This is a genomic window from Armatimonadota bacterium (assembly GCA_022563855.1).
In the GTDB taxonomy this organism is placed as follows: Bacteria; Armatimonadota; Fimbriimonadia; order Fimbriimonadales; family Fimbriimonadaceae; genus JADFMN01.
Genome location: JADFMN010000013.1, coordinates 1 through 19,052, shown reverse-complemented (window position 1 = coordinate 19,052; position 19,052 = coordinate 1). Strand labels below are relative to the sequence as shown.

16 protein-coding genes are annotated in these 19,052 nt (G+C 60.2%); 10 read left to right on the top strand and 6 right to left on the bottom strand.

Features of this window, described 5'->3' with window-relative positions; genetic code table 11:
* Window positions 1–38: 38 nt before the first annotated feature.
* From IH944_13375 to IH944_13345, 7 genes are all read left to right on the top strand, one after another.
* Window positions 39–1,616 (top strand): menaquinone biosynthesis decarboxylase, encoded by a 1,578-nt coding sequence (locus tag IH944_13375; protein ID MCH7905540.1) that lies wholly within the window; start codon window positions 39–41, stop codon window positions 1,614–1,616.
* Between the two features lie 33 nt (window positions 1,617–1,649).
* Window positions 1,650–2,642 carry a hypothetical protein gene (locus IH944_13370; protein MCH7905539.1) on the top strand — a complete coding sequence of 331 codons (993 nt, stop codon included), beginning with the start codon at window positions 1,650–1,652 and terminating at the stop codon, window positions 2,640–2,642.
* Window positions 2,643–2,792: 150 nt separating this feature from the next.
* Window positions 2,793–3,296 (top strand): hypothetical protein, encoded by a 504-nt coding sequence (locus tag IH944_13365; GenBank protein ID MCH7905538.1) that lies wholly within the window; start codon window positions 2,793–2,795, stop codon window positions 3,294–3,296.
* A gap of 163 nt (window positions 3,297–3,459) precedes the next feature.
* Window positions 3,460–4,839 carry a Gfo/Idh/MocA family oxidoreductase gene (locus IH944_13360; protein ID MCH7905537.1) on the top strand — a complete coding sequence of 460 codons (1,380 nt, stop codon included), beginning with the start codon at window positions 3,460–3,462 and terminating at the stop codon, window positions 4,837–4,839.
* A gap of 224 nt (window positions 4,840–5,063) precedes the next feature.
* The gene (locus tag IH944_13355; GenBank protein ID MCH7905536.1) at window positions 5,064–5,912 is read left to right on the top strand and encodes an SUMF1/EgtB/PvdO family nonheme iron enzyme; all 849 of its coding nucleotides are present in this window, start codon (window positions 5,064–5,066) and stop codon (window positions 5,910–5,912) included.
* Window positions 5,912–6,922, top strand: coding sequence for a hypothetical protein (locus IH944_13350; GenBank protein MCH7905535.1), 1,011 nt, complete (start codon window positions 5,912–5,914; stop codon window positions 6,920–6,922). Before IH944_13355 ends, IH944_13350 begins: the two co-directional genes overlap by 1 nt.
* A 198-nt stretch (window positions 6,923–7,120) precedes the next feature.
* Window positions 7,121–8,116, top strand: a complete 996-nt coding sequence (locus IH944_13345; protein ID MCH7905534.1) for a hypothetical protein — start codon at window positions 7,121–7,123, stop codon at window positions 8,114–8,116.
* 213 nt (window positions 8,117–8,329) lie between these two features.
* On the opposite strand, the gene speB is transcribed toward IH944_13345, so the two are convergent.
* Window positions 8,330–9,109, bottom strand: coding sequence for an agmatinase (gene speB, locus IH944_13340; GenBank protein ID MCH7905533.1), 780 nt, complete (start codon window positions 9,107–9,109; stop codon window positions 8,330–8,332).
* 647 nt (window positions 9,110–9,756) lie between these two features.
* Between speB and IH944_13335 the strand changes: the two genes are divergently transcribed.
* Complete coding sequence (locus IH944_13335; protein MCH7905532.1) at window positions 9,757–10,224, top strand: hypothetical protein; 468 nt, start codon at window positions 9,757–9,759, stop codon at window positions 10,222–10,224.
* 406 nt (window positions 10,225–10,630) lie between these two features.
* Here the strand turns inward: IH944_13335 and IH944_13330 are convergent, their stop codons facing one another.
* Genes IH944_13330 through IH944_13310 form a run of 5 tightly spaced genes read right to left on the bottom strand, consistent with a single transcriptional unit; the run spans window position 10,631 to window position 16,486 of the window.
* The gene (locus IH944_13330) at window positions 10,631–12,013 is read right to left on the bottom strand and encodes a VWA domain-containing protein (protein ID MCH7905531.1); all 1,383 of its coding nucleotides are present in this window, start codon (window positions 12,011–12,013) and stop codon (window positions 10,631–10,633) included.
* Window positions 12,014–12,027: 14 nt separating this feature from the next.
* Entirely contained in the window at window positions 12,028–13,419 is a 1,392-nt protein-coding gene (locus IH944_13325; protein MCH7905530.1) for an FHA domain-containing protein, read from the bottom strand.
* Between the two features lie 3 nt (window positions 13,420–13,422).
* Entirely contained in the window at window positions 13,423–14,622 is a 1,200-nt protein-coding gene (locus IH944_13320; GenBank protein MCH7905529.1) for an FHA domain-containing protein, read from the bottom strand.
* The gene (locus IH944_13315; protein MCH7905528.1) at window positions 14,616–16,127 is read right to left on the bottom strand and encodes an NAD(P)H-hydrate dehydratase; all 1,512 of its coding nucleotides are present in this window, start codon (window positions 16,125–16,127) and stop codon (window positions 14,616–14,618) included. The genes IH944_13320 and IH944_13315 overlap by 7 nt, the downstream gene beginning before the upstream one ends.
* Before the next feature lie 11 nt (window positions 16,128–16,138).
* Window positions 16,139–16,486 (bottom strand): RNA-binding protein, encoded by a 348-nt coding sequence (locus IH944_13310; protein ID MCH7905527.1) that lies wholly within the window; start codon window positions 16,484–16,486, stop codon window positions 16,139–16,141.
* Window positions 16,487–16,557: 71 nt separating this feature from the next.
* Between IH944_13310 and IH944_13305 the strand changes: the two genes are divergently transcribed.
* Both IH944_13305 and IH944_13300 read left to right on the top strand, forming a co-directional pair.
* Window positions 16,558–17,301, top strand: coding sequence for an alpha/beta fold hydrolase (locus IH944_13305; protein MCH7905526.1), 744 nt, complete (start codon window positions 16,558–16,560; stop codon window positions 17,299–17,301).
* Between the two features lie 89 nt (window positions 17,302–17,390).
* Window positions 17,391–19,052 (top strand): hypothetical protein (locus tag IH944_13300; protein ID MCH7905525.1); only part of this gene is annotated, 1,662 nt, incomplete at its 3' end.

The window sequence follows — 19,052 nt, the reverse complement described above, 5'->3', positions numbered from 1 at the left end:
GCGAGAGTCAGTTTGCGCCCCTAGCGTAAACTAGCGCTGTGGCGTACCGCGACTATCAGCACTTCCTCGAAGTCCTTGAAAGCAAGGGCGAGCTCAAGCGTATCAAGGAGCCTGTTTCCCCGTACTTGGAGATCACCGAGATCGCCGACCGGGTGATGAAGGCGGGCGGGCCTGCGCTGCTGTTCGAGAACGTCGTCGGACCGCCGCATAGGATGGGGACGCCCGACCCAATGAGCGCGGTGATGGGGCATGAGTCGATCCACTCCTCCACCCCCCAACCCCCCTCCTCCATTTCGCAGGGCAAGAATGGAGGAGGGGGGCTCCGATACAATATGTCACTGTCCATCAACGTGATGGGCACGCGCAAACGCATGAGCATGGCGCTGAGCTGCGACGACTTCGAGGAGCACGCCGAGCGGATCGCGGCGTTACTGCCCCCGCCGATTCCGAAATCTCCCAAGGAAGGTCTTCGAATTGCCGTTAAGGCGTTCAAGGAGGTCAAGCACGCGATCCCGAAGACGGTCAAGTCGGGCATCTGCCAAGAGGTCGTGATGGAGGGAGACGAGATCGACCTGACCAAGCTCCCGATCCAGACCTGCTGGCCCGAGGACGGCGGGCCGTTCATCACCCTCCCGCTGGTCTTCACCAACGACCCGAACACCGGCAAGCGCAACGTCGGCCTGTACCGCATGCAGCTCTACGACAAGAACACCTGCGGCATGCACTGGCAGATGCACAAGACCGGCGCGCGGCACATGGAAGAAGCCGCCGAGAAGAAACAGAACATCGAGGTCGCGGTCGCCCTAGGAGGGGATCCGGCTTACACTTTCAGTGCGATCGCGCCGCTCCCGCCTGGCATGGACGAGATGGCTTTTGCAGGGTTCCTAAGACAAAAGAGCGCGGAGCTGGTCAAGTGCAAGACGGTCGATCTGAAAGTGCCGGCGGACGCGGAGATCGTGCTGGAGGGGTACGTCGATCCTTCGGAGTCTCGATTAGAAGGCCCGTTCGGCGACCACACCGGCTACTACTCGCTGGCTTACGATTTTCCGGTGTTCCACGTGACGTGCATGACTCAGCGCGAGCGGCCGGTCTACCCCGCGACGATCGTCGGACAGCCGCCGATGGAGGACGGCTGGATGGGCAAGGCGGTCGAGCGGATCTTCATGCCGATGATCCGCCTGACCGTGCCCGAGATCGTGGACATCCACCTGCCGGTCGCGGCGTGCTTCCACAACGTCGCGTTCGTCTCGATCAAGAAAAAGTATCCGGGGCACGCGTACAAGGTGATGAGCGCGATCTGGGGGCTCGGCGGGATGTCGTTCACGAAGTTCGTGTTCGTGTTCGACGAGGACTGCGACGTGCAGGACGTCGGGCAGGTGCTGTTCCGGCTAGGCGCAAACTGCGACCCCGGCCGCGACGCTCTGCACACACGGGGACCTGTGGACCAGCTCGACCACGCTGCAATGGCCGAGGGATTTGGCGGCAAGATCGGCTTCGACTGCACCCACAAATGGCCCGGCGAGAACGGCTTCTCCCGCGACTTCCCCAAACTGATCACCATGTCCGACGACGTGAAAGCTAAGATCGACGTGCTGTGGCCGAAGCTGGGCTTGTAGCCGTAGGAGTCAGTTACGGAGGAATGTTGATAAATGGCACAAAGGGAACGTGAAGTGAGATGGTCTTTACCTGACGGAGAAGTGTTTGTCTGCGCATGTTTGAACGTGATCGGCGCACAACTTGGATTTGAGGATATCGAGAAGGAGGGACTACTTATCTCCAATGACCTACCGTTTGAGCTAGGCAGCTATTGGTCGAGAAAGCTTGGAGAGTTCGTGATAGAGGACATCGCGGACGCCTCTGTCAAGATCGTGGCGCACGGGCAACCGAAAGGGCCGCAAACAGTGCGGAGTACGGAAATGCGACATTTGAACGATAGGATAACTTACATTCGAATAGCACTTGCGTTGTTGGGCTCCAAGACGGAGGATCACATTGTTGTGCGCGGTGGATATGACGAAGAACGCGAGATTCGGATACACGGAGCCAGTACTCAGGGAAAGGCACTCTATCAGTACAAAGAAGCAAAGTGCATATTTGCAGACCGCCAAGTCTTACTTGAAGCGATAGCACTGGCGGAAATAATTGCAGCCGTATATTCAAGTCCGACAAAGTGGATGCGCTTCAGGCGCACGTTGAATTCGTACTGCCGCGCTTGCGTAGAGCAGAATCCATATGAACGCATGCACATGTTTGTTCGCACCTTGGATGGTGTTCTGAAGACACGTCAAGGTAGCGGGGCTGCGGACTTTGAAAGGCGCGCTGCTGTTTTGACTGGCACGAAGTACAGGAAAATGTTGAGGGAGGCGTATGACCTGAGGAGTTCGACGGCCCACTTACACGCACTTCCGCCGGCATTTAGAATTCAAAAACTGGCAAATCAGCAATTGCTCTTTTTGGAACTTCTTACCACGGAGACGCTGGTGAGAATCTTGAAGGACAAAGTCTTGTTGTCGGCATTCGTATCGGATGATTCGATTGACGTGTTCTGGGCCTCGACGCCTTCGTGGTCACCCAAGATTCAGACGCATGTCGTTCAACAGAATCGAGAGGAAACTTGGCTCCGACGTATTGAGGAAATGTAGGCGCGTGTCATGCCTCAGGACGCCCCCGACAGCTTGTTTCGCGAGCAGGCAAGTACGTGCTGAGGTATGGGGAAAAACCAAACAACGATGAGGCAATTGTGCACGTGATTCGTAGCGAAGTAGTAGCATGTCTATTTGTGAGGAGCTCCGATGACTGACCTGCAAACAATTGCCGCGAGCGTCGCAACTACCCTGGCATTATTGTTCATTCGGGAGTGGTGGGTGCGGCGCCTTGCAAAAGGGGATGAACAGGTGAAACAACTCACAGAGCGATTGAATCGCGAGCGCAACGTCTGGCGGCACCATGAAGATGATATTTCGAGCCTCGGGCGCGCAACTAAGATCGAGTGGTATGTCAATCCATTCTGGGTTTTCGAAAGCTCTGATGGCATTGCCATTCGTCAATGGGAAGATATGAAGCTCGAGGAAGTAACTTTCGGGACCGGCGAAAACAAGCGGGCAATCAAGAAACACGTCCAATTGACGATGGACCGCGTTTTGCGCGCCCGCCATCGTAAGGAGTGGCTCGTTTTCACGGAGTGGAATGGTACGCTCACGTACTACCTAGAGGCACCGGCCAAGGCTGATGATAGTTTCTTGTTTCAAGACCTGCCGACTTCCCGGCGTGTCCTGAAGCGTTTGAGCAAGGGCTAAGTTTCGATTACATGATTGAGACCACTGAAGACGATTTCTTCTCAACTCCGTCGTCGCGTTCTCGCTATGACTGGTTATACTTGCGGTCAGGTACATCGGGAAGGATTGCGAACCGTACCGACACGGAACGGAAATCGCCTGACAAAAGTGAAAACAGCCCACCATGAGCACAGACAAGAACAAGACTTCGAGACGACGGTTCCTTCAGGCGACGGGAGGGTTGGCGGCGGCATCCTTGATACCGGGCATCGCCAAAGCCGGCGTCCACGGACAGAGCAGCGACTTGATCCAAGTCGCGCTCGTCGGGTGCGGAGGGCGTGGCGGTGGAGCGGCCGTCAACGCGGTTTCGACCACAAGCGGGCCGATCAAGCTGGTCGCGATGGCCGATGTGTTCGAAGACCGCCTCAACAGCACCTACAACAACCTGAGCAACAACGTCGGCGGCAAGATGGACGTGCCGGAAGAGCGCAGGTTCCTCGGTTTCGACGCCTACAAGAACGCGATGGACTCCCTCAAGCCGGGCGACGTCGTGATCCTGACGACCCCGCCCGCGTTCCGGTGGGTGCACTTCCGGTACGCGATTGAGAAGAAGCTCAACGTGTTCATGGAAAAGCCTGTCACCGTCGACGGGCCGAGCAGCCGACGCATGCTCGAGCTGAACGCACATGCGAAAGCCGAAAATCTCAAAGTCGGCGTCGGACTTATGTCCCGTCACACGATCGGTCTGCAAGAGCTTCACAAGCGCATCCAAGACGGCGAAGTCGGTGAGATCATGTTCATGCGCGGATACCGGATGCACGGCCCCGCCGCCACGTTCCAGTCCACCCCGAAGCCCGACGGCATGTCGCACCTCGAGTATCAGATTCGGCGGTTCCACAGCTTCATTTGGGCGAGCGGCGGTTGTTTCAACGACTTCTACATCCACCACGTCGACCACCTCTGCTGGATGAAGAACGCGTGGCCGGTCAAAGCACAGGGGCTGGGCGGACGGCACTACAGGGAGAACTCCGAAGGCGTGCCGTTCGTCGATCAGAACTTCGACTCGTACGCGGTTGAGTACACGTTCGACGATGGCTGCAAGTTCTTCTTCGACGGCCGTTGCATGACCGGCGCGCACGGCAACTTCGCCAGTTATGTCCACGGCGCGAAGGGCGTCGCGATCGCCGCGCGCTCCGGCGACATGGGTGGGCCTCAGGCGATCTACAAGGGACAAGTCATGACCCCCGAGGCCGAGGTTTGGCGGTCGACGAACAGGAGCAACCCGTACCAGAACGAGTGGGACGTGCTGATCAAAAAGATCCGGAATGACGAGCCGCACAACGAGGTCGAGCGCGGAGTCTATGCGAGCCTGACTTGCAGCATGGGCCGCAGGGCCGCGCACACTGGCCAGGAGGTTTCGTTCGACCAGATGCTCAACAGCGAGCACGAGTTCGCGCCGGATGTTGACAAGCTGACTTACGAGACGCCGTCTCCGCTGATGCCGGGCGCAGACGGCCTGTATCCCGTTCCCGAGCCCGGGCGAAAAGGGGAACGCGAGTATTGACGTTAGCCAGGGATCGTCGCGCCACGCGTCGCAACCACTCTCCCCTTAAGGGAGAGGCTGGGTGAGGGGTTCAAGCTCGAGAGTCCTTTCCGTTTAAGTTTCATCCGACGAAAACAAACTGAGAATTGGAAAGGACTTTGTCTGTTCGCCCCCTCTCCCTAACCCTCCCCCTCGTTGGTGGGAGGGGACCTTAATGTCTCGGCGAGTAGTGTCATGCTTATAGCATGATCGCCGCCGTTGCTCTTGCCGCGACTGTTTTCCAATCCGTCGCCTGGTCGTCGTTTGCCTCCGGCGTCGTCTTGTCGTCGCCTTGTCGTGCTGGCGACAATTTGGCGACTACCTGGCGACTACCAGGCGACGCCCAGGACAAACCTTTCACTGAGACTCTGCCCGAGTCTGCGGTCAAGTTCGACATGGTTCCTGTGCCTGGCGGGACGGTTGTGATCGGTGACGAGAAGGTCACGGTGAATCCTTTTTATATGGCTGCTACGGAGACTGTGTGGGAGGTCTTCGACCAGTTCCTCTTGAGCGGCGAGCCGTCGCGCCCATACGACCAGACGGAGTTCGCGCCGGACGCCATCGCACGACCGAGCCGCAGCTACATCCTGCCCGACAAGGGATGGGGGCACCAGGGGTACCCCGTCATCAACGTTTCCTCTACGAGCGTCATGATGTTCTGCCGCTGGCTCTCCTCGGTCACCGGCAAAAAGTACCGCGTCCCGACCGAGGCCGAATGGGAGTTGGCGTGCCGCGCTGGAGAAGCCTCGGAGGAGAGCGCGTGGCACGAGGGGAACAGCGACGAGGTGACACACCCCGTCGGCAAGAAAACCCCGAATATGTTCGGCCTCTTCGACATGTTCGGCAACGTCGGCGAATGGGCTACGGACCTTGCGGGCAAGCCTGTTCTTTGCGGTGGGATCTTCACTGACTCGCTGGGTGACATGTCGCCTTCTTTGCGGCGTTACTGGTCCAAGGAGTGGCAAGCGCACGACCCCCAACTCCCCAAGAGCCGCTGGTGGCTCTCCAATGGACACTTCGTCGGCTTTCGGCTGGTCTGCGAGCAGAAACGGTGATGCTGCTCGCACTAACCGCTCTTGCTGTCATGTCGACATCCGCGGCAAACGACTGGGTCGTGTACGAAGGTACGGAAGGGCCGGGGGTGGGGAAGCACATCGTGTTTTTGGCCGGCGACGAGGAGTATCGGTCGGAGGAGGGGCTTCCGCAGCTCGCGAAGATCCTCGCCTTTCGCCACGGCTTCAAGTGCACCGTGCTGTTTTCGATCGGCGAGGGTGGGGTGATCGATCCCGATGTGCGCGACAACCAACCGGGTCTCGAAGCGCTGGATGAAGCCGACCTTTGTGTAATGTTGCTACGGTTCCGCGAGTGGCCGGATGAGCAGATGAAGCACTTCGTCGACTACTACTTGGCGGGAAAACCGATCATCGCGCTTCGGACTTCGACTCACGCGTTCGACCATAAGTCGGGCGCGTATAAGCGGTTCGGTTTTCGGAGCAAAGAGTGGCCGGGCGGTTTTGGGAAGCACGTTCTTGGTGAGACATGGGTGAGCCACTGGGGGATCCACGGAGTTCAGGCCACACGTGGAATCTTTAGTCCACAGACCGAATCCCACCTCGTGCTCCGCGGTGTGAAGGATGTGTTCGTGACGACAGACGTGTACGAAGCGCATCCGAACGGCACGACCTTGATGTTCGGCGAGGTCGTAGATGGAATGCGACCAGATGCGCCAGCGGCCACAGGCAAGAAGATGAACGTATTTGGCAATGAACAGGGTCTTAACGAGTTCAAGATGTCGATCGTTTGGTTGCGTGATTTTAAGAACGAAAGCGGAAACGCAAACCGGATCCTCACGACGACGATGGGTGCTGCTACGGATCTACTCAACGAAGGTCTCCGGCGGTTGCTCGTAAACGGCGCGTACTGGATGGTCGGGCTGTCGGTTCCGGATCGCGCGGACGTATCGCTGGTCGGTGTATATGAGCCGAGCGATTTTGGATTTGGCGGCTTTCGGAAGGGGGTCAAACCTTCCGATCATGAGGGTCGTGTTCCGCGGTCAGGCCCGTAGGGCTTTTCCGCGAACCTGTGGTTCTAAGCATGTGCCTTCAACTCGCGACCGCTGTGCAGAAAGGCGGTGCTGAAGCACCGCACTGCCAAATCGGGCGACGTCTTCGCTGTCGGAACCTCCATCTCCCAACCCCCTTGCCTCCTCCGCTCTGCTTCGCGCCGAGCAAGAGGAAGGGGGCTATCGTGTCATGCTAAAGGCATGATCGTTGCTCTCGCGCTGGCTGCGACTCTTGCAGAGACGTCCACGATCAAGGTGTTCGTCGTCAGCTTCTTCCCGGTCCAGGGCGACCAGATCGACCGGGCGGTCACGGGCGACGTCGGCGGTTCTTATGCAGACCTGAAGGCCAAGACCGAGCGGCTGACGAAGGAGGCGTGCGAGGCGTTGGAGAGGGGGTCGCGGTTCCGCGGGTACAAGCTGGACAGCGAGCCGGCGCTCAGATATGAAGTCATCGGGCAGGTGGAATTCAAAGAGGCGATCCCTCTCAAGTTGAAGACAGGCAGCAGCCCGCCGCTCCCCGATTACAACGCGATCATGAATCGAATCGGCGCGAAGGAACTGGTCGAAGAACAAGGCGTGAAGCAGATTTGGATGTGGGGTTACCACGGTGGCGTTATAAACTTGTGGGAGTCGAACATGTCCAGCCCGACCGGCGACGTGAGCAACTCGAACCGCGACGGTGACGACCTGCCGGTGTTCAGCAAGACATACACGGTCTACCACTACAACTACGGGCGCGGATTGGGCGAGATGCTGGAGAACCACATGCACCAGCTCGAGCACCTTCTCAACCACGTCGATGGCCGCGAAACGACCCCGCCCGAGAAGTGGAGCGAGCTGCTGTTCTGGGGCAAGTTCGTCGGCAGCGACTATTCGCACAAGATCGTCACGAGCCCGGCGCGCTGCGGGTGGACGCACTACGCGCCGAACAGCGAGCGCGACTACGACTGGGCGAACCCGCGCTACGTCGAGACGGACATCGAGGACTGGAAGCCCGACGGCATCGGCAAGACGCAGATGATGAACGCCGACCGCTGGGACCGCGACCCGATCAAGTGGCGCATCTACTGGCTGCAGGCGATCCCGGGCGTCGATCACGGCTTGACTTACAAAGGAAAGAAGCTGCGCAACTGGTGGTCGTTCGTTTACGATTGGGATCGCGCGAAGGCCGAGGGTTGGACGTTGGTCGAGGGGTAGTTCGGGGGTTCGGGGGTTCGGAGGTTCGGAGGTTCGGGAGGGTGAGCCGCGCGGATGCTTACGGGCTGTCGCGCCGTTCGCCGGCGTCGACGGAGCGGTGCACTCCATCGCGAAAAGTGTGCAGCCTGAAGCCAGCTTCTCAAAGCGGGGCTGAAGTCGTCCTATTCCCAAATCACGGACAAACCCTACGGGCCTGACCGTGGCACACACATATTAGGCTGTCACCATCCGTCCGGCAAGCTCTCGCACAAGCTTCGCTGCAACGTTGGCGGTCATGCCTTGCACGTCGCGGTTGGGGTTGTACTCGACTACGTCTGCGCCGATGATCGGGCCGGGCAGGGCGTGGATCATGGTCAGCACATCGCGGACGGAGAGGCCGCCGGGCTCGTAGTGCGAGACCCCCGGCGCGAACGCGGGGTCGATGCCGTCGATGTCGATCGACACGTACACGGGCGGGTTGAGCTTCGGCCGCATTCCGGAAGAGAAGTCGCGCATCTGGATCACCTCGACACCGAACTTGTTGGCCTGTTCCTGCTGGTGGCCGTTCATCGTGCGGACGCCAACCTGCACGAGGCGACGGATGAGCCCGTCCTCCATTGACCGGGCGAAGGGGCAGGCGTGTGAGTACCGGTCGCCGTCCAGCGAGTCGTATAGGTCAGCGTGCGCATCGATGTGCAGCACGTCGAAATCTTGGGCACGGAAAGCCCGCAGCACCGGGTAAGTGATCGAGTGGTCGCCGCCGAGCACGATCGGCGTCGCACCCGAATTCAAGACCGAAGAAACCGCCGCCTCGATCTCCTCTCGCGGATCGTCGCCGATCGTTACGTCCCCAGCGTCTGACAAAACCCCGTCGAGGTCGATGCCCGCTTCGCACCAAGTGTTGCGCGATTCGGACCAGATTTCCTTGCGGATTTCGGGCGGCGCATCTGCCGTGCCGCGCATGAATGAGGACGATGCGTCGTAAGGGACACCGAGAATGGTGGGTTTGACCATCGGTTACGGAGATTATGTATCGTGGGGCACTACGCGATCGCGATCAGGATCGAGGGTTGGGGGGTGAGCGCGTCATACTGAGCGAGCCTGTCCTGAGCTTGACGAAGGAAAGACCCCGCGAGCCGCGCGGATGCTCACGGGCTATCACGCCGTTCGCCGGCGTCGCCAGAGCCACGCCCAGCGTCCGCCGTCCTTCGTCCTTCGACAGACCCAGGATGACGTGGCTCAGAATGACGGATGGTGGGCTCGGTCGAAGGACGGCGGTCGGGGGATGGTGGCTTAGACGTGCGACTCGGCGGCCTGCGGTAGTTAGCGCGGCGATCAAAAACCGAACTCCGAAAGCAACGACAGATCCGACAGGCTTGCCTATGGCACTTCGGCTTTCTTGCTGATGGAGAGTCCTGGGCTCTAAAACCGGGCATGGTGTCGCGGGAGGGCCACCTTCCGCGTGAAGTTTCAGAAGCAGGGAGTAACGACGAAAACGCAATGGCTGCCAGCCCACAGCCCTGGAGAAATAATGCAAGAAAATGCGATATTTCATGCGCATTTCATTATTGTAGTAGATATCACACCATTTGGAAGTGGAGAATTACAATGCAGTGAGTTGTTATTAGCAGTAGCAGCTGTACAGCATATGGAGAAAAGAAATGAACATGAAACGGTTAACTATGACTGGAACTGCAGCAGTGCTGCTGGCAGTGCCCTTCCTTGTGTTCGCAGATCAATCACGCAGTGCGGAGGCCCAGAAGGCCTCCCAGCGAGCCATTAGAATCGAAGGTGAGATTGTACGCATGGACGTAACGTTATCATCTTTCGCCCTGAGCCCAGGCCCAAATGCAACAATGAGTGGGCCAGTTGCAATCAGAGTTGGCAGATCTCTACGGCAGCCGATGTTCCAGAAGATGAAATTCAACTTCGAGACAGGCTGGGTGGATGTCGTCTACCCTTTTAACGCAACCATTCCTGCGCTAAGAGGCGCGGGCGTTGCTGAAGTTAGCGGCGCAATGGTTGGCGTGGGCAAGATACTTAACTCCGACGCCGGCATGCAGCTATGGAGTGTTGACGTAGGAATAATTGATTTGGAGGGGCTAGGCCAAATAATCGCCTTCAACTGAAACGTTGGAAAACTCCTCCAGGTTGGAGGACAAATTACACCGATTCGGCCAGGTACGACTCGAACGCTGGAGTTTTCATCGACTCCAAGAGGCACTTACACCATTCCTGAGCTGACACAGATGGTTGCTCGTGCTCTAGGTCGGGCCGAGGCTTTATACGGTAGAACGATAGACGTGAATGTCGATCAGGTGGTTAAACAAATGCTAGCAAATAGCCTTAACGGGAAAGCCATGACGCTGTACTTCCCTTCGCAAGATCGCTTCGAGGCGGCCACGCTTACAGGTAAAGCTGACATTCGTATGAGTGCGCCACTTCGCCAATAGGGTATCGAATACTCGTCACTGAATATTGTGTCTGAACTGTCGTCGAACTCGATTTTCCTAGACAGTTCGGTCACGATCTCGGCTATGACTTCTTGCCCTGATCGAGGTGCAGCATGGCGCCCATTAGCGTCTTCTCTGCGCCGCCGATGTCGCCCGATTTGATCGCCTGCATGGCGAGGGTGACCTCTTGCGCTTCTTCCGTGCGGCCGTCCTGGATCAGCAGCATTTGCGTCTTCTCAAGCTCCGCCAGTGCGCCTTCGGCGGTGAGCTGGTGCGTCTTGAGGCCCATGATAGTCTTCTCGACGACCCGCGACGCGGCTGAGACTTGGAACGCCTGCTCGACCAAGGGGTTGACCGGCATTGAATACCGCGCTTTGTCAGCGGTGAACTCCATCACGAGGTCCACGTCGATCACCTTGCTTGCGCCGCCGGTGACGTCCTCGAACGTCAGCCTGCCCCCGGCTACTCGGTAGTGCCCCAATGGGTGGTTTTCAAACTCGAAATCGAGCACCTGCGACATCGTCGCTCCTCGCTCTAGGTCGGCGAGATCGAGCGTGAACTCCTTTCCACTGGGCGCGACCGACTGCCCGGTCACCGATCGAAGGGTGACCCATCGGGAGAGTTTCATCTCCAGCTTTGGGTTGACGGCGGCGACGGTCATCAGCTTTTCAAGCTCTGTGCGGAAGATCTCCGGGATCAGCTGCGGCTGCGAGATGTAGTAGTAGTTGCCGCCGGTCTTTCGCGCCATCGACGCGAGCAGTTCTTCGTTGTACTCCGGCCCGAAGCCGAGGAAAGTGCAGGTAATCCCGCGCTGCTTGATGTCGAACGCATGCTGCAAAAGCGGTTGGAACTCGCGGATTCCAGCGGTCGGCTCGCCGTCGGTGAGGAACACCATTCTCGTCGCGCGGGACTTGTCCTCGAGCCCCGGCGCGAGCTGCTGCGCGGCCATCGTCATCGCATCAGATATGTTCGTCGTGTAGCCCGGCTGCAACTGCGCGATGCCGTCCTTGATCGCCTCCTTGTCGGTGACGAGCTGCGGCGGCATCAGCACGTCGACGATCTCGTCGAACACGACGATGCTTAGCTGGTCGGTTGGCGAAAGCAGATCGACGACGTACTGACAAGCCTGCTTTGCGTAATCCAACGGCGCGCCCTCCATCGAGCCCGACCGATCGATCACGAGGCAGAGGTTGAGCGGTGTGCGAACGCCGGACGTCCCGACTCCCGGAAGAGCGCCGCCGTCGTTGGCGGTCAGCTCGATCAAGAACTGTTCGCGCGCGGGGCCGTTCGCCATGGTCGCCTCTCGGCTTGGCGTCACCGTCACCGTGAGCGTCTCCGGCTGCTCCCAGGCGGTCGTGCGGTTCGCGTCGCTGGCGGTCGGCGGGGCGTCCATCGCCCGCGTGCGGTTGTCGACCGGCCCTCCGGCTACGGTCTTGTTCGGGTCGAATTGTTCTGGTTTGTCCATAGCCAAAGTCTCCTTTACTCTACACGAAACTTCGTAGTTCCAATCTGCAAAACGTCGCCGGGGTTCAAAACGGCTTGCTGAACGCGCTGTCCGTTGACGAGGGTGCCGTTCGTGCTTCCGAGGTCCTGCACGACCAAGGTGTTGCCTTGCGGGGTCACGCTTGCATGGTGGCGCGACGCCTTCGCATCGTAGCTCAACTGGATGCCTGACGCCTCTCGCCCGATCTCCATCGGCCCGGTGATGGCTATTCGTTGACCTGCCAGCGGCCCGTTCTCAGCAACAAGAGCGAGTCCAGTCGTTGGCTGCATTGCGACCGTCTGCTGACCGGTTTGCGGCATCGGTTGCATGGCTACGGTCTGCTGGCCTGGCATCGGCGCTTGCTGCGGCGTGTAGCCGGGTTGCTGAATCGGTTGAATCGGCTGGCCCGGTTGCTGGCCGCCGACCGGCTGGCCGTGTGCGCGGCCTTCCATCGCCCGGTTCGCCGCGCCCGCTTTCATCAGGAACTGCAGGTTGAACGAGCCGATCTGAATCTGGTCTCCGGGGCTGAGGACGGCTTCGCCGATTCGCTGGCCGTTCCACCCGATGCCGATCGGGCTGCCTTGGTCGATGAGGACGTACTGTGCGCCGCGCCTTTCGATCACCGCGTGCAGCGGAACGACGTTCATGTCGCCGAAGAGCGGCACGTGCGCCCGCTCGTCGCGGCCGATGGTCGTCTGCGCCGCGTCGATGGGCCATTCCCTGCCTTCGTTGCGACCGAGCACGAGACGCAGCCAAGCTTGGCGCGTTGCGCGATCCATGAGCGCCGTGAAGGTGCCGATGAAGATTCCGAGTCCGAGGCCGAGGACGGCGCGACCGGGCGCTCCGCTTTCTGCGGGAAGACCTGCGGGCAGGGAACCGGCAGTCACCGCTTCTGTGGCCGGGGCGAGAATGATCGACAATGGATCGAAGATCGCGCCGGTCACCGCCCCTGCAATCAGGCCGCCGAGCAGACCGGACAACAGGCCGCGCGTCGATAGTTGTATCCAACCGACCGCCATGCCGATCATAGCGCCCATCGGGATGAACGCAGCGATTCGGGCGGGCATTGCGGCGAGCCCTTCTGCGTCGCCCCCCATGGACTCGTAGATCCTTCCGCCGATCTGATGGCCGAGCCCCGCTCCGATCGCGCCGAAGACCAGGCCGAGCGCGGCAGAGAGAAAAACGTTTCGCTTGCCGCCCTTGGAAAGGCCTTGAATAACGCCGGCTGCCAGCCCGATGAGCGCTCCGATCAGCGTGATCATCAGGGCTTCTTTCGGCGCCCAGCTTGGGTCGAGCCGACCCGTAGTCGGCAAGAACGGCTCGACGACGAGCCAGCCGACAACGCCGCCCGCGCCACACGCTAACGCACGAAAGAGGACTTGGCCCATGCTCTACTCTTCATACCGGTACTGCGCGCCGCCGAACTGGACTGTATCGCCCGGTCTCAGCGTCTGCTGGGCGCTTATTCTCTTACCGTTGACGAACGTACCGTTGCTGCTTCCTAGGTCTTTGATCGTGACCGCGTCGCCTTCCCTGGTCAGGCTGGCGTGTTTGCGGCTGACGCTCGACTCCCCTGCCACGACGATGTCTGCTGTGTCGTCGCGACCCACGGTCTGTTCACCATCGGGAACTATGAGTATCGAACCGTCCGCTTTGACGAGTCGCGGGTTCTTCACCACTTGCGCAACGGGGGGCGTCGGCGCGGCCGGCTGTGGCGCGGCGCCTCCGCCGAGGATGATCTGCTTCGGTCTAGCGGGCGCCACGGGCGTGCTTGAGGCTGGATCGCCGCCCGATCCTGGAACTGAGATGCCGAGTTTGGCGAGCCCTTCCTGCGCCTGGTCGCTGTTCTTCTTCAGGTACTGGATGATGAAGTAACCGATGGCGGCCACGACAGCGAGGCCGATCACCATCTTGACGATCGAGACGAGGATCGACGGGCCGCTTGTTTCGACTTCGTCGGTAGCGGCAACCGCTTCCGCCTCGTCCGATGCAACGGTCTCCACAGGATCGGTGATCTGAAGCAAGTACACGGACGCGGTTGCGCTGGCCGCCTTTGCGCTCAAAATCTGCGTCGGCAGCGACAGATCCTCACCCTCAGATTCGTACTGGACGCTCAGTTCTACTTCGCCGAACGGTATGGCGTAGAACTTGGCCTGGCCCTCGTCGTTTGCGCTGATCAGCCTTGTCGCTTGATAACCTGCTGCCGACAGCTCGACTATGGCCGAAGCAACGGCCAAGCCGTCGTGCTCCAGCCGAATCTCCATTACGAACTGGTGGTCGAACTCGTCGTCGGCTATCGTCCACACGCCATCTTCAAGAGCGTCCTCGACCTTCCGGACAGCGACATCGCCTGTCGAAAGCGTGTGCACGAAAATCCACTTCGACATCGCCGCGTCCGGGATGTCGAGTTGCACGCCTAGCGCAATCGAGCTGACCGGGCTTGTCGGCTCTGAAAAGTCGCCGGGCGTTCCGAACCAAATCTGCCTCTCGCCCTGCGATGGGAACGTGATGCGGACCGTCCGGTCATCTTGGCCGAACGCCGCCGCGCCGGTCAGCACAAGGGCGATGCAGCAAGCCGCTCTGCTCAACACGCTTCCAGTTTAGCCCGTGCTACAGGGATTGCACCAGCTACTTCAAGCGCAGTGAAGCCGACAGGGCCGTAGGTTTCGGCGCAATGGTCTCCGGCCGCCCCGTGCAAAAAGGTGCCGATCTTGGCTGCCTCCAGGGGTGTGTGGCCTTGCGCGATGAGTCCGGCGATCACGCCCGCAAGCACGTCGCCCATGCCTGCGGCGGCCATGCCCGGGTTGCCGGTTGGGTTCACGGCGATCTCCGATCCTGGTTCGGCGATGAGTGAGTACGCTCCTTTGAGGACGACGCACTTTTCGTACTTCGTGCTCGCCGCGCGCACCTGTCCGAAGCGGTCGCTCTGGACTTTATCCGTCGTGGTCGAGAGCAGTCGAGCCATTTCGCCGGGGTGAGGGGTCAGCACGCAGTCCGCCTTTGGCAGATCAACGCCAAGAGCGACGGCGTTCAGCGCGTCGGCATCGATGACCGATGGCACGGTCCACGGTCGCCAAACTTCTGCGAGGAGCTTTGGAACAGGGTCGCTTGTCGTCAATCCCGGTCCAAAGACTGCGCTGCCGTACCGGTCCATTGAGCCGAGAATCTGGCTTGCGTCTGCCGTGGCGTCCAGCGGCATCAGCATTGCTTCCGGCAGATGGGCTGCTACTGCGTCGATCACAGCCGGGGTGCTGGCGACGGTCACCATCCCGGCGCCCGCGCGAAGTGCGCCCGCAGCCGCCAGCGTCGCCGCGCCGCGCATCTGTTCGCTGCCGGCGACGATGAGGACGTGCCCGTTTTCGCCCTTGTGAGAGTGGATCGACCGTACGCCGAGCGACTTCGACACCTCGGCCGCAGTCAGGATAGCGCCGACGAGCGGGCCGCGATACGCTTCTGGCGGAATTCCGATCTCCGCCATGGCCCACACGCCGCACGCCTCTGAGCCTTTGCCCTGAAAGAAGCACTGCTTGGCGACCACCATCGTTACCGTCACGTCGGCGTCAACGTGTGCTCCGAGCGACGCGCCTGAGTCAGCATCGATGCCGGTCGGAACGTCGATGCTCACAACGGCCGCGTCGGACGACCGGATTGCTTCCACGCACTCGAGGATCGCGCCGCGCGGCGCGCCGGATTGACCCGTGCCCAGCAAACCGTCAACGACGACTGGCGACTCCGCCACGTCGGCAGCCAGGCGATCCCAGCCGTCGGAGCCCGGTTGAGCGCAGGGTATTGCGATCTCCTGGAGCACATCGCGCTGGGCGCGGCAGTCGTCAGAGAGCTTCGAATCTTCGGCGGCTAGGTACGCGCGCGGTTCATAGCCCAGCTTGTGCAGGAGCCTTGCGACGACCAGCCCATCGCCACCGTTGTTCCCGGGACCGCAGAGAATCGCGACCAAGCTGCCGGGCCTGGCGATTTCGACGACTGCGTTGGCGACCGCTTGCCCCGCTTTCTCCATGAGCTGGGCTACTGGCACTCCTAGCTCCTCGATCGTTAGCCGATCGATCTCGCGGCATTGCTCGGCAGTAGCTACACGCACACGAGCCACCGCTACTCTTCGATCCGGGAGAAGTAGATGACTGTCACGAGGTGCGCTGGGGTGATGAACTCACCGTAGATGCGAGACATGAGGCCGATTACCTCGTCGTGTGTGCGAAGCTCCGGGCTCTCCCGCTCGATGTCCCTTGGCGAAAGCTCTTGAATCCGCTTGACCTCGACTCGGTCCAGAATCGCGGAGAACAACTTCTTGCGTTTGCCGTACCGCGGCCCGACAGTGATCCATACTATGACGCCAGATTCGTACTTGTCCGACTTGTCGCCTAGCCGGATCGTAACTGTCTTGCGGTTCGACAACAGCAAATCGTCGTACAGTTCTGGGTAGAAGTTGAGCGCGTACATCCTCGACACCAGATATTCTATCAGAACCAGTGCCCGCTGTGAAACGTATAAGTCGCTGATTGTCCCCTGCAATGGTTGGTTTCGTTACATCTCTGATCGTGTTGCTCTTGGTGCTGTATATCGGGGCGCTGATCGTCGTGACCTACGTCAGCATCCACCCTCCGCGCGTCCCGCTTTGGTTGTCGCCTGCGATGCTCGGGTTTCCGGAGGAGCGCGTTGGACTGGAGAGCGGCGGGGTCGAGCTTGATGGGTGGTGGAGCGAGTGCGGCAGCGGCGAACTGGCGATCATCTGTTGCCACGGCTACCTGATGAACCGGTGCGAGCTGATGCCGATGATGATTCGGCTGGCCGACCTTGAGGCGAGCTGGCTGTTCTTCGATTTCCGCTCGCACGGGAAGAGCGGCGGCAGAACCTGCACGATGGGGAAGCTCGAAGCGCTCGACGTGGCGGCTGCGGCCAAGTGGGTGCGCGAGCGCCAGCCGAACGCGAAGATCGTGCTTTTCGGAAGCTCGATGGGCGCGGCGGCGTCGGCCATCGCGCTTGGAGAGGATCCAAGTCTGGCCGACGCGCTGGTGCTGGACCTCATGAAGAACTTCTTGCGCATGTTCCGCAGGCTAATGAAGGACCGGTTCGATATCGATGATGATGTGGTGGATCAGGCTTTGAGAGCGAATAATTACGACAAGGAGAGCAGGAACAGCGACATTTTCTACTGCGTCAGGTGTCAGCCGTACATGGTTGGTGTGGCAACCGCCGAGGAGGGGTTTGTGGAGACATACTCATGCCTTCTCTGTCAGGGCGGAGAGGTCAACTAGGCCCAGGGCGCCGTCGCCATGCCCTCATAAGTGGAATCCGGTAGGGAGACGGTGTAGCCTCCGCGTCGGATGGCGGAGGACTCATCGGCATGGCCCTGCTGGCGTACAACAAGACCGGCTCCCCCCTTGTAATAGCGTCTACGAGCCCAGCGGTAACGCTTTCGCTAAGCCTCCTGCCTCCCGCACGGGGGCCCGCCACGAACGTGACCTCGGAGCTGAGGCCGAACCTGGCGATCGACCCCATCAATGGCGTTGTGGGGGGCATCGATGTGGCCGGATACACGGCGATCCAGGTCCAGGTGGCGGCCAAAGAGCTGGAGCTGGAGTGGACCGCGGATCCCGAGTACGTGGTGGCCGGTGGCCTTGTCATCGGGGGTCCGCTCGATCCGACGAGTGCCACGAAGACGATCGCCCCGCTCGACCTGTTTGTCTCCGGTCTGAATGGCGACGATTCCAATGATGGGCTCAGCCCGTCGAGCCCGTTTGCGACGCTCACCAAGGCCGAGAGCGTACTGCCTGACGTGATCGCTCATCGGGTGATCATCCATGCGGGTAACGCCGGCGGAAGCCCCTATGCGGCCCCTCTTTTCAAGGAGCGTGTCATTCAGGCCAGGGTGTGGGTTATCGGGGACGGCGCGGGGCAACCCGGTGAAGACGGATTCGTCGCGGTTGCTGGTACGGGCAACAGCGGAACGGCAGACGGAGCATCTAGCAATTCGGGGCTGGTGTTCGGGCCGGGCGGAATGGTGGCGGATGCGTTCCGGGGGAAAACTCTGGAGATCACGTCCGGGCCCGCCGTTGGGGATCGGCGCACGATCACGGAGAACGATGGCACGATCTTCAGGCCCGCGAGACGGTTTTCAGCCTCTCCCGCAGGCTCGACCTATCGAGTGATCGAGCCTGATGTGGAGATCGATATTCTGCGCACCGATCCTATTCAAGTCGGGGTGGGCATCGCGACAGGATTCGGCAAGGACGGGTCCTTCAGGAATCACCCCGATCTCGTGGGACTATTCCTCGTGAACCTACGCCTCGGAAATTCGGGACCGACCGTGTTCGCTTCATTCCATCGATCTCGCATCCAGATGCACGGCGTAGAGATAGACGATGTGGCTCTTGCGGTTTTCTTCGACCAGACCCTTGTGAGCTTTGGTACAGACGCTGATGCGGCCGGAGCCACCTCGGCGCGGGATGACTTTAGCTTGCCCTCGAACACCTCTTGGTTCGGTTGGGGTCTAACGAAACCCCTCGCAGTTGCTTCGACGCTCTCGCCGATTTTCTCGGGCGACTTCTCGCGGCTGGGCGGCTTCGTTGTATTGAATCGCATTTTCTTGAGCAACAATGCTGCGCTCGGTCTCCGGGGAGGACGACTCTTTGGCGATGCGTCGGGAGCCCCTTCGCTGGACTTGAGGCAGGGTGCGAGAGCTAGCCTCGTGAACCTGAGCGCAGGTCTTTTACTGCGCGTCGATAAGAGCGCTTCGGGAATCGCCATTCGCGTCCGAGATGGCTCTCTACTGACCTCGACGGGGCGGCTAGACGTGAACGCAGACGCAGGCACCGCGATACAATGCCGAAGGGGAGGCGTCGTCGTTATTAGCGGAACTTTTGACGTGACCATCGATTCAACCAGCGGGTTCGGCATCGATGCTTCGCGAGGGGGCAAGGTGTTCTTCGGCAATTTCGTTCCTCCGGTTACGGGCGGAGCGGGAGACCTCACGGTCGACGGGTTGAACTCGGCTCCGAGCTGCCCC